The 15,389-nt window shown below is 43.0% G+C and carries 18 protein-coding genes; 17 read left to right on the top strand and 1 reads right to left on the bottom strand.

What is annotated here, in order from left to right; translation table 11 throughout:
* Positions 1–112: 112 nt before the first annotated feature.
* The 8 genes from hprK (at position 113) to ASG46_RS02300 (ending at position 5,925) form a co-directional block, all read left to right on the top strand.
* Positions 113–1,045: an HPr(Ser) kinase/phosphatase gene (gene hprK, locus ASG46_RS02335; protein ID WP_003212943.1), complete on the top strand. Its 933-nt coding sequence runs from the start codon at positions 113–115 to the stop codon at positions 1,043–1,045.
* Between the two features lie 11 nt (positions 1,046–1,056).
* Positions 1,057–1,881, top strand: coding sequence for a prolipoprotein diacylglyceryl transferase (lgt, locus tag ASG46_RS02330; RefSeq protein WP_017368118.1), 825 nt, complete (start codon positions 1,057–1,059; stop codon positions 1,879–1,881).
* A gap of 16 nt (positions 1,882–1,897) precedes the next feature.
* Entirely contained in the window at positions 1,898–2,842 is a 945-nt protein-coding gene (locus ASG46_RS02325; RefSeq protein ID WP_056702882.1) for a nucleoside recognition domain-containing protein, read from the top strand.
* Complete coding sequence (gene ppaX, locus ASG46_RS02320; protein WP_017357895.1) at positions 2,839–3,489, top strand: pyrophosphatase PpaX; 651 nt, start codon at positions 2,839–2,841, stop codon at positions 3,487–3,489. Before ASG46_RS02325 ends, ppaX begins: the two co-directional genes overlap by 4 nt.
* 1 nt (position 3,490) lies before the next feature.
* On the top strand, positions 3,491–4,009 hold the full coding sequence (locus tag ASG46_RS02315; RefSeq protein WP_017368116.1) for an acyltransferase: 519 nt from the start codon (positions 3,491–3,493) through the stop codon (positions 4,007–4,009).
* 69 nt (positions 4,010–4,078) lie between these two features.
* On the top strand, positions 4,079–4,507 hold the full coding sequence (locus ASG46_RS02310) for an Rrf2 family transcriptional regulator (RefSeq protein WP_024719891.1): 429 nt from the start codon (positions 4,079–4,081) through the stop codon (positions 4,505–4,507).
* A gap of 87 nt (positions 4,508–4,594) precedes the next feature.
* On the top strand, positions 4,595–5,236 hold the full coding sequence (locus ASG46_RS02305) for an NAD(P)-dependent oxidoreductase (RefSeq protein ID WP_056702879.1): 642 nt from the start codon (positions 4,595–4,597) through the stop codon (positions 5,234–5,236).
* Positions 5,237–5,292: 56 nt separating this feature from the next.
* The gene (locus ASG46_RS02300; protein ID WP_056702878.1) at positions 5,293–5,925 is read left to right on the top strand and encodes a DsbA family protein; all 633 of its coding nucleotides are present in this window, start codon (positions 5,293–5,295) and stop codon (positions 5,923–5,925) included.
* A 77-nt stretch (positions 5,926–6,002) separates the two neighbouring features.
* On the opposite strand, the gene ASG46_RS02295 is transcribed toward ASG46_RS02300, so the two are convergent.
* Complete coding sequence (locus tag ASG46_RS02295; RefSeq protein ID WP_046344544.1) at positions 6,003–6,794, bottom strand: C39 family peptidase; 792 nt, start codon at positions 6,792–6,794, stop codon at positions 6,003–6,005.
* Positions 6,795–7,027: 233 nt separating this feature from the next.
* Here ASG46_RS02295 and ASG46_RS02290 point away from each other — a divergent pair, with 233 nt between their 5' ends.
* The 9 genes from ASG46_RS02290 to ASG46_RS02250 all read left to right on the top strand — a co-directional run bounded on the left by ASG46_RS02290 (position 7,028) and on the right by ASG46_RS02250 (position 15,054).
* Complete coding sequence (locus ASG46_RS02290; protein WP_017368113.1) at positions 7,028–8,203, top strand: ATP phosphoribosyltransferase regulatory subunit; 1,176 nt, start codon at positions 7,028–7,030, stop codon at positions 8,201–8,203.
* On the top strand, positions 8,196–8,843 hold the full coding sequence (hisG, locus tag ASG46_RS02285) for an ATP phosphoribosyltransferase (protein WP_007500071.1): 648 nt from the start codon (positions 8,196–8,198) through the stop codon (positions 8,841–8,843). Before ASG46_RS02290 ends, hisG begins: the two co-directional genes overlap by 8 nt.
* Positions 8,840–10,129, top strand: coding sequence for a histidinol dehydrogenase (gene hisD / locus ASG46_RS02280; RefSeq protein ID WP_056702874.1), 1,290 nt, complete (start codon positions 8,840–8,842; stop codon positions 10,127–10,129). The genes hisG and hisD overlap by 4 nt, the downstream gene beginning before the upstream one ends.
* Complete coding sequence (gene hisB, locus ASG46_RS02275) at positions 10,126–10,710, top strand: imidazoleglycerol-phosphate dehydratase HisB (protein WP_007500075.1); 585 nt, start codon at positions 10,126–10,128, stop codon at positions 10,708–10,710. The genes hisD and hisB overlap by 4 nt, the downstream gene beginning before the upstream one ends.
* Positions 10,710–11,348: an imidazole glycerol phosphate synthase subunit HisH gene (hisH, locus tag ASG46_RS02270; RefSeq protein ID WP_056702871.1), complete on the top strand. Its 639-nt coding sequence runs from the start codon at positions 10,710–10,712 to the stop codon at positions 11,346–11,348. The genes hisB and hisH overlap by 1 nt, the downstream gene beginning before the upstream one ends.
* A complete protein-coding gene (hisA, locus tag ASG46_RS02265; RefSeq protein ID WP_041091644.1) occupies positions 11,345–12,082 on the top strand; it encodes a 1-(5-phosphoribosyl)-5-[(5-phosphoribosylamino)methylideneamino]imidazole-4-carboxamide isomerase in 738 nt (245 codons plus the stop codon). Before hisH ends, hisA begins: the two co-directional genes overlap by 4 nt.
* Entirely contained in the window at positions 12,079–12,837 is a 759-nt protein-coding gene (gene hisF, locus ASG46_RS02260; RefSeq protein WP_035389615.1) for an imidazole glycerol phosphate synthase subunit HisF, read from the top strand. Before hisA ends, hisF begins: the two co-directional genes overlap by 4 nt.
* On the top strand, positions 12,834–13,463 hold the full coding sequence (hisIE, locus tag ASG46_RS02255; protein ID WP_041091647.1) for a bifunctional phosphoribosyl-AMP cyclohydrolase/phosphoribosyl-ATP diphosphatase HisIE: 630 nt from the start codon (positions 12,834–12,836) through the stop codon (positions 13,461–13,463). The genes hisF and hisIE overlap by 4 nt, the downstream gene beginning before the upstream one ends.
* A 130-nt stretch (positions 13,464–13,593) precedes the next feature.
* On the top strand, positions 13,594–15,054 hold the full coding sequence (locus tag ASG46_RS02250) for a tetratricopeptide repeat protein (protein ID WP_024719882.1): 1,461 nt from the start codon (positions 13,594–13,596) through the stop codon (positions 15,052–15,054).
* Positions 15,055–15,389 lie beyond the last annotated feature (335 nt).

Genomic DNA, 15,389 nt, shown 5'->3' with positions numbered 1-15,389 from the left:
CAGTAAATGTGTTGAAACAGGATCAGGATAAAATACTGTTTTGGGTTCATCATTGAAAGTGATAAAATAGAGCTGTATTTCTGAAACGCCTGTGATAAAAGGAGGAAGAAGCGTGCCGAAAGTTCGTACGAAGGACATAATGGAACAATTTCATCTTGAACTGGTAAGTGGGGAAGAAGGGATTAATCGTCCCATTACAATCAGTGACCTTTCCAGACCAGGTATTGAAATGGCTGGATATTTTACATATTACCCAAAAGAAAGAGTTCAACTTTTAGGGAAGACAGAGCTTTCTTTTTTTGAACAGCTCCCAGAACGCGAACGAAAGCAGAGAATGATGTCTCTTTGTACAGATATTACCCCTGCCATCATTTTGTCACGAGATCGTGAAGTACCAAAGGAATTGATCGAAGCTTCAAATGAAAATGGAGTGCCGGTTTTACGCTCAAGCTTAAAAACGACAAGACTTTCGAGTCGATTAACGAACTTCTTAGAAAGCAAGCTTGCACCAACGACTGCGATTCATGGCGTACTCGTAGATGTATATGGTGTAGGTGTACTGTTAATTGGAAAAAGTGGCGTAGGAAAAAGTGAAACGGCTTTAGAATTGGTGAAGAGAGGACACAGGCTGGTTGCAGACGATTGCGTGGAAATCAGGCAAGAGGATCAGGATACGTTAGTTGGAAGCGCACCAGAGCTGATTGAGCACCTTCTAGAAATCCGTGGATTAGGCATTATTAATGTGATGACCTTATTTGGAGCGGGCGCTGTCAGAAGCTATAAGAGAATTACGATTGTTATGAACCTTGAGCTTTGGGAACAAGGCAAACAGTATGACCGTTTAGGACTTGAGGAAGAAAAAATGCGGATCATCGATACAGATGTACCAAAGCTGACCATCCCTGTACGTCCGGGACGAAATTTAGCGGTCATCATCGAGGTAGCTGCTATGAACTTCAGATTGAAACGAATGGGACATAATGCAGCGGAACAATTTACAAGTAAACTTGCCGATGTCATTGAAGACAATGGCCAGGATGAATAGGAGCTGTCTATATGAATGAAGCAATTCAACCAATTGATCCGATTGCTTTTCAGCTCGGACCTATTTCGGTTCATTGGTATGGTGTGATTATTGGGGTCGGAGCCCTGCTTGGACTCTGGCTCGCATTAAGGGAGTGTGAAAAAAGAGGCATCAATAAAGATATGTTTATTGATCTCATCTTATTTGCCATTCCTATCGCCATTATTTGTGCACGAATTTATTATGTATCCTTTGAATGGGATTATTATCAGCAGCACCCAAATGAAATCATCAAGATTTGGAATGGTGGAATTGCCATACATGGCGGACTGATAGGGGCGGTGCTGACAGCGATTGTCTTTACTAAAGTGAGAAAGGTGTCCTTTTGGAAAATCGCCGATGTCGCAGCGCCTAGTATTTTACTAGGGCAAGCCATCGGGCGCTGGGGGAACTTTATTAATCAGGAAGCGCATGGTGAGGCTGTTTCAAGAGCCTTTTTAGAAAATTTGCACCTGCCTGAGTTTATTATTAATCAGATGTACATTGACGGGACCTACTATCACCCTACGTTTTTATATGAATCATTATGGAATATCGCAGGCGTTTTGATATTAATCTTATTACGTAGAACATCATTGCGTCGAGGCGAAATTTTCTTGTCTTATTTAATCTGGTATTCAATCGGTCGTTTCTTCATTGAAGGAATGAGAACAGACAGCTTAATGCTGACTGAGCATCTTCGAATTGCACAGATGATTTCGATTGCCATATTTGCAGTGGCTGTTTTGCTGATTGTGTTTAGAAGAATCAAGGGATATGCATCTATACGGTATAAAGAGAACAACTCATCAAATTAAGCAAGGGGGATAAGAGATGGGTGAGACATGGAAAAACGGCTTGAAAGCAGGGTTATCGACAACTTGGACACTTGGAAAAGTCATTTTTCCGGTTACCATTCTCGTTAGTATCTTGCAGCATACACCTGTGATGGATTGGATGATACAATTCATCCGTCCTTTTATGGGCCTGTTTGGTCTTTCAGGGGAAGCGGCCATTCCGCTTGTTTTAGGAAATATGCTGAACTTGTATGCGGGTATTGCAGCCATCTTGACATTAGAGCTGCCTGTGAAGGAAGTGTTCATTTTAGCGGTCATGCTCTCCTTTTGTCACAACTTGATCATCGAATCAACAGTGGCGGCGAAGGTTGGGCTGCGGGTGTCTGTCATTTTGCTGGTGAGAATCAGTCTTGCCGTCGTGTCAGCAATTGTCATTCACCTCGTTTGGCAGGGAGGCGAGGAGCCGGCGCAATATGGTTTGCTGACAGCTGCTCAGTCGGCTGATGTGCCTTCTAGCTGGTATATGATCGTACTTCTTGCTTTACAGAAAGCTGTTCTTGGTGTGCTGCAGCTGGCTTGTATTGTCATTCCTCTCATGATCATCATTCAATTTATGAGAGACTTAGGGTGGCTCCATACGCTGTCTAAGTGGCTGTCTCCTTTTACGAGAATGCTTGGAATGAAAGAAAATACGTCTATGACGATGGTGGCTGGTTTAACCATTGGTCTTGCCTACGGGGCAGGCGTCATGATGAAGGCAGTGGAAGAGGACGGTGTCAGCAAAAAGGATTTAACGCTTGCTTTCATTTTCCTTGTGGCGTGTCATGCGGTGGTCGAAGATACACTGATTTTCATTCCTTTAGGTATTCCAGTCTGGCCGCTTCTTCTTATTCGCCTTATTTCTGCTATTTTATTGACAGCTGCCATCAGCTATATTTGGCGGAGGCGGGAACATGCAGCTGTTAGAAAGGAAGCTATATGAACCAATCAACTATTAACACAGTGCTATTTGATTTAGATGGCACATTAATCAATACAAATGAATTAATTATTGCTTCATTTCAGCATACGCTTGATCATTATTACCCTGGTCAATACAGCCGTGAGGATATCCTTCATTTCATTGGTCCATCATTATTTGATACATTCTCTGCAATGGATCCGAATCTGACAGATGACATGATCCAGATGTATCGAACGTTTAATCATGAACAGCATGACCTGCTTGTGACGGAGTACGAGACGGTGTTAGACACGTTGAAAATCCTCCAGGATCGAGGGTTTAAGCTTGGTATTGTGACAACAAAAATCCGTGATACGGTCTTAATGGGATTAAAGCTGACTGGATTGGAGCCATTTTTTGAGGTCATTGTCACACTTGATGATGTACAAAATGAAAAGCCGCATCCAGAACCAGTTCAACTGGCATTATCCAAGCTCGGCAGTGATCCGCATGAGGCGATCATGGTTGGTGATAATTATCACGACATTTTATCTGGTCAAGCGGCAGGGACGAAAACAGCAGGTGTTGCTTGGTCTATTAAGGGAGAAGAAGCCCTGTTAAAGCATCGCCCAGATTATATGCTGCAGAAAATGAGTGATCTCTTGGCGATTGTTGGAGCTGATTAAGTTGAGAAAAACAGATCGTTATCCTGTCAAAGGGGTCAATTCGCTTAGACAAGTCTATCGGACGGTCCCCTTTCTCAAGGTTGTGAAAAACTTTATCTTTATTCAAATGGCAAGGTATACGCCTTTTATGGGAATGAAAAATTGGATTTATCGCACCTTCCTTCGGATGAAAGTCGGGGAGGATACGGCGTTTGCTTTAATGGTGATGGTCGATCTCATGTTTCCTGAGAAAATCACTGTCGGCCGAAATAGTGTGATTGGTTATAACACAACCATTCTGTCCCATGAGTATTTGATTAAAGAGTATAGGCTTGGGGAAGTCTATATTGGTGATGAAGTGTTAATTGGGGCAAATTCAACGATTCTACCTGGAGTGACAATTGGTGATGGTGCGATTGTATCGGCAGGAACTCTTGTGAACAAAGATGTTCCGGCAGGCTCCTTTGTTGGAGGAAATCCAATGCGGATGATTTATACGAAAGAGGAAATGGAAGCACGTCAATCTACGTCTGCTGAGTAGCTCGGCAGACTTTTTTGTTGACATTCTAATATGGTGTAACTATAATGATTACAACAGAGGTGAGAAAACATGAAAATCAGCAGCAGATTTACTGTCGCTGTCCATATTCTGGCCTTGCTATCACTTGAAAAAGGTTCTTTACAGACATCGGAGGATATCGCAGGAAGTGTCAATACAAATCCAGTGGTGATTCGCCGTATCATGAGTAAGCTCAAAAAAGCAGGCCTAATCTCAACGAGTCTTGGCAAAGGCGGTTCTCAATTGAATCGCAGTGAAGATGACATGACACTGCTCGATGTGTATAAAGCGGTTGAAGTTGTGGATGAGGGAGAGTTGTTTCAAATTCATGAAAGCCCTAACCCTGACTGTCCGATCGGTGCAAATATTCAAGCTGTATTAGAATTAATTTTGTGCCGTGCTCAAAGTGCGATGGAGCAAGTGCTTGCTGAGATCAAATTAAGTGAACTAACGCAGGTTTTAATCAAAAAAATTGGATGATCTATTCAATTTTTTTTACCTCTGTTGTAACTATAGCGGTTACATCTCAAGTGATCAAAATAACAATATATTGTAGGAGGAATTTACATGAACATTGGAATCATTGGCGCAACAGGTAAAGCAGGACAACACATTTTAAAAGAAGCTCAATCGAGAGGGCACGAAGTAACGGCAATCGTTCGAGATGCACAAAAAGTGACCAATTCATCAGCATCTGTTTTAGAAAAGGATGTCTTTCATTTAGAGGCAGGAGACGTCAAAGGTTTTGATGTGATCGTAAACGCATTTGGTGCACCAGCAGGACAAGAGCACCTTCATGTAGAAGCAGGGAAAAAACTCATTCATCTCTTGAAAGAGACACCAGAAACGCGTTTAATCGTTGTGGGAGGTGCTGGAAGTTTATTTGTAGATGAGGCCAAAACAACTAGACTGATGGACACACCGGAGTTTCCAAAGGAATACTTTGCTACTGCTTCACACCAAGGAGAAAATTTAATAGATCTTCAAAAGACCGAAGGATTAAAATGGACATTTTTAAGTCCAGCAGCCTTCTTTAATCCAGCAGGCAAACGGACAGGTGCTTATGTGAAAGGCAAAGACCATCTTATCGTCAATTCAAAGGGTGACAGCTATGTGAGTTATGCTGACTACGCCGTTGCACTTGTCGATGAGATAGAACAAGCTGCTCATGTTGGAGAACGATTTACTGTGGTTTCTGAAGCAGAATAAGTAGAATAACATGCGTTTCATTGTCGCTAAAAAACGATGAGTGAGGAGTCTGTCTTATGAATGATCAAGAAAAATCTTTCATCTATGTATGGGATGCGTATTGTGGCTGGTGTTATGGATTTTCCAACAGCATCCGTGCTTTACACGAAAATCACCCTGAGATACCACTGACACTTGTATCGGGCGGTTTATTTGTAGGAGAGCGTCGTCTACCGATAAAGAATTATCCACACATTTCAGAAGCAAATGAGCGTATCAGTCAGCTGACAGGTGTCGAATTTGGAGACCGTTACGAAGAGTTGCTAGAAAACGGAACATTCATTTTAGACTCTGAGGCTGCTGCAATTGGATTTTCTGCATTAAGATCCATCGCACCAGAGCGTGCATTGTATTTGGCTTCATCTATGCAAAAGGCCTTTTATCAAGACGGAAAAAGCCTAAGTGATGAAGAAACTTATAGAGATATCGCTATGAAACACCAACTTGACCCTGATGTATTGGTTGAACGAATGAAGGAGACAGAAACGATCAATGATGCGTATGCCGATTTTGCAAAGGTTCAGCAATTGAACGTGAATGGCTATCCTACACTTTTACTAAAAAAAGGGGATGAATACATCAGCCTTGGCGGGGGTGCGATGACGGCTGAAAAGCTTGAAGACCGTCTGAAGGAAATACTAAAAAAATAAATCATTCAAAAACATCCTCCATTCGTATGGAGGATGTTTTTGATGCATGTGTAAATTCTCTCAATGGGAGAAGTGGTTTATGCTTTAATGATAATCGCCTGGCTGCCCATCTGTTTCCAAGAATCCTCAAACTGTTCACGATCTACTTTTTGATTCTTTTCTCCGTAAGGGTTATTTAAGTAGACATGATCTTTGTCATAGCCTGTGATGACCACGCTGTGCATATTAAAGCTGATATCTATTTTCCCATTTGGTGTATTCCATGTTTCAATGTTATCTGTTTTGGCGAAGGTCGAAGTGGTAATGACCCAGACAGGATAACCTTTTTCAAGTGATTGATAGATGGCCTTTTTGACTGGCTTGCCGGTTAAGTCAACGGCTTGATTACCTACATATTTTTTCGCAAGCTGATAAATGGGTTCGTGGTACACACCAAGACCTGGTCCATTCTCCATATCGCCTACAAACCCGTCATGAGGGTCTCCTTTTAAGCCATTCTCATAATTGAGCGGGACACGCTTAATCTCGTTTGCCAATGCGTTTTTCGTTATATGCTCATAGCCGCTGTAATGAAGAAGCATGGCTAAGCTCGTGACTTCGCATCCGTTATAAAGCTTTGGTGCATCCATTTGATTAAAGAGGATGACGTCCATGGCTTTTTTATTTCCTTTTAAACTAGAATGTGTTGTTTCTGTTTTTTTCGTAGAACGTGTTTCTTCTGCTGCTAGTGCGGTATCATTTTCTTTTTCTTTGGCTTCTTGTGGTGACGTTGTTTTCTTGACTTGGTCGAATTGTGAAACGTAAATAAAGCCGAAATAAACAAGACATGCGCACAACAAAGTTAAGATTAATGTCTGGATGAATTTCACTGTAATCTCCTGTGTTATTCAATATTTTTAAGTATTATAGCATGTTCCTAAAGCAAAGAGATCAAAAAGGATTAGGTGTCATTTTAATGTAATATATGAACAAATGATTAAGGAAAAAAAGGGGAAAATAAAAATGATTGATTTAATTACTTTATTTTGTTAGCATATTATCATATTAGCGAACTAAAGGATTCGGAATTTTTTGTTTTAATGTGTTGGAGGTGCGGAAGAACATGTTCATGTTTGAAAAACCATATGGTATGCGAGATTCATTACCAGGATTGTATGAGACGAAGAAAAGAGTTAGGCATTCTTTAACAGAGGTCATGAATGGTTGGGGTTATCGTTTAATGGAAACGCCAACGCTTGAATTTTACGATACAGTCGGTGTTCAATCGGCGATTACAGATACGCAGCTGTTTAAGCTTCTTGATCAAAATGGTCAAACCCTTGTGCTTAGACCTGATATGACGGGACCAATTGCGAGAGTGGCGGCTTCAAAGCTTCACGAACAGGCGTATCCGCTTCGAGTCGGTTATGCAGCCAACGTGTTTCGGGCACAGGAAAGAGAAGGCGGAAGACCTTCTGAATTTGAGCAGGTCGGTATTGAATTGATCGGTGATGGGTCGATTAGTGCAGATGCTGAAGTCATAGCGCTTGTCGTGTTTGCATTAAAAAATGCTGGACTTCAATCCTTCAAAATTGCGATCGGGCATGTGGCTTTGGCTGAGACCTTGTTTTTAGATGTATTAGGGAATACAGAGCGGGCGAACGTATTGCGCCGATTTTTATATGAAAAGAATTATGTGGGATATAGGCAGCATGTTAAACAATTGCCGCTCTCATCCATCGATAAAACAAGGCTGCTTCAGCTTTTAGAGCTGCGCGGCGGTCAAGAAGTGACCCAGCAGGCTGAAGAAATTGTGGTGTCACAAGAGGGCAAAGAAGTACTTGCGGAGTTAAAGGCGCTGTGGGAGACACTTGAAGATTACGGCTGTACAGAATATATCCGTTTGGATTTAAGCATGGTTAGTCATATGAGCTACTATACGGGGATTTTGTTTGAAGTATTTGCGGATCATGTTGGGTCTGTGATCGGAAGTGGAGGAAGATATGATCAATTGCTTGCTCACTTTGATGCACCCGCACCCGCTACAGGCTTTGGACTTCGATTAGACCGTCTTCTTGAGGCACTCGACGCAAAAGAAATAAATGAGCCCCAAGAGGCTGTGATTTTTAGTAAAGAACAGCGGCTTGAAGCATTTGATTTTGCAGAAAAAGAGCGGACAAAGGGCAAAAGGATTGTTCTCCAAGACTTAGCGGGTATTGAAAATATTGATGCCATGACCAAGGCATTTGAGCAAGTGACTTATTTTATCGGCGCTAGAAAGGAAGAGCAAAATGGGTAAAGTGTTGACAATGGCAATGCCAAAGGGGCGGATATTTGAAGAAGCAGCAGGGCTATTAAGACAGGCTGGATATCAGCTGCCGGAGGAATTCGAGGATTCAAGAAAATTAATCATTGATGTACCGGAAGAAAATCTTCGCTTTATTTTAGCGAAGCCAATGGATGTGACGACATATGTAGAGCACGGTGTAGCAGATGTGGGCATTGCAGGGAAAGACGTCATGCTTGAAGAAGCACGGGATGTGTACGAAGTGCTCGATTTAAACATTAGCAAGTGTCATTTAGCTGTAGCGGGGTTGCCGGGAGCCAGCTGGGGCGGTGTCGCGCCGCGTGTGGCTACAAAGTACCCAAATGTCGCTTCTTCTTATTTTAGAGAACAAGGTGAGCAGGTGGAGATCATTAAGCTAAATGGTTCCATTGAATTAGCACCGCTCATCGGACTTGCCGATCGAATTGTTGACATTGTCTCCACCGGTCAAACACTTAAGGAAAATGGGCTTGTCGAAACGGAACATATTTGTGACATTACGTCACGTTTTATTGTCAATCCTGTGAGCTATCGAATGAAGGATGCGGTAATCGATGAAATGGCGCAGCGTCTGGCAAGAATCATCGAAGGAGAAGGGGAGGAAACATCATGAACATCACCTACATACAAGAAGGTGAGACAGACACTCTCTCACTCAAGCGTTCTCTAGATACAGGAACGGAAGAGCAGCGATTGGCTGTTCAGCGAATAATCGAAGAAGTGAGAAAAAATGGTGACGAAGCGGTACGGTCTTTCACGAAGCAATTTGACGGTGTCTCTATTGAACAGCCACTTGTGACGGAGGATGAAAAGACAAAAGCCTACGAACGTTTGGACCCGGAGATGATCCAAATCATCCAAACGGCGATCCGGAATATTCGAACATACCACGAGCGTCAGCTGACCTCCTCTTGGTTTTATCACCAAAAGGACGGCTCAATGCTAGGTCAGAAAGTAACACCGCTCGATGCGGTCGGTGTATATGTCCCAGGCGGAACGGCCGCCTATCCATCATCTGTTTTAATGAATGTCATCCCGGCACTTGTTGCCGGCGTTGAGCGAATTGTCCTTGTGACACCGCCAGGAAAAGACGGTCGTCTGTCTGACGCTGTACTAGTAGCAGCGAAGGAGCTGGGCATTTCAGAAATGTACAAAATGGGTGGTGCTCAGGCGATAGCTGCTCTTGCATATGGAACGGACAGTATCCAGCCTGTTGATAAAATCACCGGTCCAGGAAACATTTATGTAGCACTTGCCAAACGGGAAGTATTTGGTCAAGTAGACATTGATATGATTGCGGGCCCAAGTGAAATTGCTGTCTTAGCAGATGAAACGGCAACTGCACATGAGGTGGCAGCTGATTTGCTTTCACAGGCAGAGCATGATGCATTGGCATCTAGTATTTTGGTGACACCATCTAAAGGATTGGCTGAAGCAGTGCAAGCAGAGGTGCAAGCGCAGCTGGATACTTTGCCAAGGAAATCAATCGCAGCACAATCCATTCAAGACCATGGCCATATTTACGTGACAGAATCCTTGGATCGTGCAGTTGATATCGTGAACCAGTTAGCCCCAGAGCATTTAGAAGTGCTGACGGCGTATCCAGCATCACTACTTGGTCAAATCAAGCATGCTGGAGCAATTTTCTTAGGGCGTTACAGCCCAGAGCCGGTAGGGGATTACTTCGCAGGACCGAACCATGTGCTGCCAACAAACGGGACTGCAAGATTCTCCAGTCCGCTTGGCGTCACGGATTTCCAAAAGAAAACAAGCATCATTTCATATAGCAAAGAAGCTTTTGAAACACATAGCGAAAGCATTGCAGCTTTTGCAAGATTAGAAGGGCTTGAAGCACATGCAAGATCGATTGAAGCGAGAAAGCGGGAGGAATCAAAATGAGACAGGCGGAAACAGCGAGACAGACAAATGAAACGAACATTTCGTTAGCGCTAGAGATTGATGGTGAAGGAAAAGCAGATATTCAAACAGATGTCCCTTTTATGACGCATATGCTCGACTTATTCACAAAGCATGGGCACTTTAACTTATCTGTAGATGCAAAAGGAGACACAGATGTCGATGATCACCACACAACAGAAGATATTGGCATCGTGCTTGGACAGATGTTTAAAGAAGCGCTCGGGGATAAAAAAGGAATTAAGCGCTACGGCTCTAGTTTTGTTCCAATGGATGAAACACTTGCCCAAGTCGTCGTTGATTTAAGCAATCGTCCTCATTTGGAAATGAGAGCTGATTTCCCGAGTCAGAAGGTCGGCACCTTTGATACGGAGCTGGTTCATGAGTTTCTTTGGAAATTTGCCCTTGAAGCACGAATCAATCTTCATGTGATCGTTCACTATGGAACCAATACCCACCATATGATTGAAGCCATTTTTAAAGCGATGGCACGCGCCTTAGATGAAGCAACAACCATTGATCCGCGTGTTAAAGGGATTCCGTCGACAAAGGGGATGCTCTAATGATTGGCGTCATTGACTATGGAATGGGAAATTTGTTTAGCGTATCAAAAGCACTGGAACGAGCAGGAGCGTCTTATATCGTGTCTTCTGAAGTAGAGGAGCTGAAAAAGGCAGATGCGTACATTTTGCCAGGCGTCGGTTCGTTTCGTGATGCGATGCAGCTGTTAAGACAGACAGGACTTGAGGCGTTTATCCACCAAGTCGTGCAGGAAGGAAAGCTGTTATTTGGCATTTGCCTAGGCATGCAGCTGTTGTTTGAAGAAAGTGAAGAAGCAGGAAAAACAAAAGGATTAGGCCTTTTAAAAGGACGTGTCGTTCTTTTGAAGGATCGTGATCAGGATGGACAAAGGCTGAAGGTGCCTCATATGGGCTGGAATGAGCTCACATTTCATCAGCCGTCACCATTATTTGACGGTGTGCCGGAAGGATTTGCATACTTTGTTCACTCTTATTATGTGAGCGGCATGAATCCAGAAGATCTATTGGCAAGTGCGCCCTATGGCGTTCAAGTACCTGCCGTTGTTGGGAAGGGGAATGTGTTTGGAACGCAGTTTCACCCTGAAAAAAGCAGTACAACAGGAATGGCACTGCTGAAACATTTTATTCAATTAGCAAACGAACAGAGGGTGAGCAAATGAGTGATTTTACATTATATCCAGCAATTGATATGAGAAATGGCAAATGTGTACGACTTGTGCAAGGAGACTATGACCAAGAAACCATTTATGGAGATTCACCGTTAGACATGGCGAGACGGTTTGCAAATGAAGGAGCGAAATGGATACATCTTGTTGATTTAGATGGCGCAAAAGCAGGGAAACGCGTGAATCACGAGCATGTGCTGGCGATTGCTTCCTCATTAGATGTGAATGTCCAAATTGGCGGCGGCATTCGTACAGAAGAAGATGTTGCATTTTATTTAAACAATGGCGTATCGAGAGTCATTCTTGGCAGTTCAGCGGTGTCAAACCCGGTTTTTGTGAAAAAAATGCTGGCGCAATATGGAGAGAAAATTGCCATTGGCATTGATGCACGAAACGGTTTTGTATCGACTGAAGGCTGGCTTGAAACGTCGGAAGTGAAGGCGGAGGAACTCGGTAAGGAACTGGCAAAGGAAGGCGCAGAGGTCTTTATTTTCACTGATATTCAAATGGATGGCATGCTGTCTGGTCCAAATGTGGAAAGTACGGTTCGATTAGCAGAAGCAACTGGCAAACAAGTCATTGCCTCAGGTGGTGTCAGTGCAGTAGGTGATCTGCAAAAGCTGTCAGCACAAAAGCAGACAGGTGTGTCTGGTGCAATCATTGGCAAGGCGCTGTACACAAAGCAATTTACTTTAGCAGAAGCGTTTGAAGGGCTTGACAGCATATGATGACAAAACGAATCATTCCATGTCTTGATGTAAAGGAAGGGCGTGTGGTCAAAGGGATCCAATTTCTAGGGTTGAAGGATGCTGGTGATCCGGTCGAATTAGCGCAGATCTATGACGAGGAAGGTGCGGATGAACTCGTCTTTCTTGATATATCTGCCTCTCATGAAGGCCGAAAAACAATGGTGGATGTGGTCAAACAAGTGGCATCCACTCTCGCTATCCCGTTCACGGTGGGCGGCGGGATTAACCATCTTGATGATATGAAGCGTATATTAAGAGCGGGGGCAGACAAGGTGTCTGTGAACACAGCGGCTGTTTTAAGACCGGAGCTAATAACAGAAGGAGCCGACTTTTTTGGTTCACAGTGTATAGTTGTTGCGATTGACGCGAAATACGATGAAGAGAAACAAGCATACATGGTCTATACGCACGGAGGACGCCGTCAAACGGATTTAGAAGTGAGTGACTGGGCGAAAGAAGCCGTGCGAAGAGGAGCAGGCGAGATCTTGCTGACTAGCATGGATGCCGATGGTGAGAAAACGGGATTTGAGCATCGTTTGACGAGGCTTGTATCAGAAGCAGTCACAGTGCCAGTTATTGCTTCAGGAGGTGCTGGCAATGCGCAGCATATGCTGGAGGCTTTTACAAAAGGTGAAGCTGATGCCGCACTCGCAGCCTCTATTTTCCATTATAAAGAAACCTCTATTCAAGAGGTGAAGACATATTTGAGAGAACACGGGGTGAAGGTAAGATGAAACAGGCAAACGAATTAATCTTTAATGATGCAGGTCTCATTCCTGCCATTGTACAGGATGCTCAAAGCAAGGAAGTTCTTACTTTGGCGTATATGAATCAAGAATCCTATGAAAAAACATTAGAGACAGGGGAAACATGGTTTTTTAGCAGATCGAGAAATGAGCTTTGGCACAAAGGAGCTACATCTGGACACACCCAGCGTGTTACATCTATTCGCTATGACTGTGATCAAGATGCCCTGCTTGTTCTAGTGACACCAAGCGGCCCAGCCTGCCATACAGGCAGCTATAGCTGTTTTTCAGAAGATGGCGTGAAACAGCCAAGGGGAGAACAAGACCGCTTTGCCATTTTAAATGAACTGGAACAGGTCATTTCGAAACGGCAGATGGAAATGCCAGAAGGAGCTTATACGACCTATCTATTTGAAAAAGGAGTCGACAAAATCCTGAAAAAGGTAGGGGAAGAAGCTTCTGAAGTGATCATTGCGGCGAAGAACCGTGATCAAGAAGAATTGAAATGGGAAACAGCAGATCTCCTGTATCACCTTCTTGTGTTATTACGTGAACAGCAGCTGCCTCTTGATGATGTATTAAAGGTATTGAAAAAGCGCCATCAAGGGGAATGAAAAGCTGGGGGTATCCCCGGCTTTTTGCTTTTAAATGAAAAACAAATCCTTCCTTTCCTTTTGTTCTATGTGACGACTCATGAAGTATGTTATACTACACACGGTACACTGTTCGAAATGGAGGGTATCGGTGAGTAAATACACTTCTCAAAATAATCACACACAAGTCGTCCAGCTATTCCAAGATGGGCATTACTTTTTTCATAAAGGTCTAAAAGCATATAGAGAAAGAAATCTGTCTAGGGCAAGTAAGCTGATACAGCGGGCCATCGTACTTGAGCCTGAAAATGTAGAAATGCTGTCGCAGCTTGCCATTATTTATACTGAAATGGGTCATTACCAACAATCAAATGAACTGCTTGATTTTATCCTTGAACACTTGGATGAGAATATGTCAGAGTGTCACTACTTTAAAGCCAATAATTATGCGAATCTCGGTTTGTTTCAAGAGGCATATAGATGCGCCACTGCTTATGCTGCGCTGGAAGAAGACGGGGAATTTGCAGATGAAAATGACGATCTCCTCGATCTGCTTGATATGAGTGACGATGTTGATGAAGATTTTCCTTATGATCAGGATGATCTGATTGTAAAGCAGGATCAAGCCAACCATTTGCTAGAAAGCGGCAGGCTGGATGAAGCAATCGAGATGCTGGAACAGATGATTGTTGAGTATCCAGAGTTTTGGTCAGCGTATAATAATCTCGCTTTGGCCTATTTTTATTCTGGCCAAATCGATCAGGCAAAAGAAATGTTGAACCGGGTCCTTCATGAAAATCCCGGTAATCTGCATGCCCTTTGTAATCAGCTTGTTTTCTATCATTATGAAAAAGAAGAAGAAAAGGTCAATCTGTTAGCGAAGCAATTAACGCACGTGTATCCAATATTAAGTGAACAGCGTTATAAGCTTGGCGCGACATTTGCCCTTGTTGGAGAATTTGAATGGGCATTTAAATGGCTTTATTCTTTGTATAAAACAGGTTTCCAAGGTGATAGTACGTTTTTATACTGGCTGGCAAGTGCAGCCTATTATACGGGCCACAAAACGCTGGCGCAAACCGTCTGGGATAAGATGGTGGAAGAAGATATTGATGCAGATGAAATCAAGCCGTGGCAAGATAAACCAGAGGAGTCTGAGCCAATGGTTTCAATTGAGGAACGACTCACTGCCTACTATGTCAGCAAACAAAAAGGTGAACGTGACGTCTTGCAATCTGTTCTTGATTCCCGCGCTGCGAAAACGGCCTTTGAACAGCAGTTTATTGAGTTACTTTTATTTGAAGATCAAATGGAAGAACGATCGTTTTCAGAAGATGCGGTCTTCGCAAAACAGGCGGCATCTGCTTTGGAAGAAGCGGTGCAGCCTGATAGCCACATGCCATATTTTTGGTTATTCCATATTATTCAGCAAGCACGCGCTTCAGGCGTAGAGAAGAAAAATGCCATTGCATGGGCAGCAGCTTCTTATTATCTATGGATGAATGAACAAGAAGAATCAGCTGTCAGCAAAAAAGAGATCGCAGCTTCTTTTCAGATCAGCGTTCAAACGCTGTCAAAATATGAGAATATTATTTGTGCGTTCATGGTTTGAATAGGTAAATAGATTCAGATAACAGCAGCATGGCCGAAAAGGTCATGCTTTTTTCTTGGATAAAGAGGTGGGATTTGCTAGGATTTGGCGAAGTATGACAATCTCGACATCTATTTGAAACATAAATGTAATAAAAATATTAGCTCATTTTGTCGATGTGTCATGTATAATGAAAATCGTGGATTAAAACAAAGACATATATTTAAATATTTTACTATACATAATGCAACACCTAGTGATAGAAACAATCTGGTCAACATCTGACTGAATCATCAGGAAGAAAGACACAGGAAGCACAGATTGGTCGCAGAGAATTTGCTGCTTTCTCATGTCGC

The sequence above is a fragment of the Bacillus sp. Leaf49 genome, assembly GCF_001426125.1.
Lineage (GTDB): Bacteria > Bacillota > Bacilli > Bacillales > Bacillaceae > Bacillus > Bacillus altitudinis.
The sequence above is the reverse complement of the archived record's forward strand: the minus strand, read 5'-3'. Positions and strand labels throughout refer to the sequence as shown.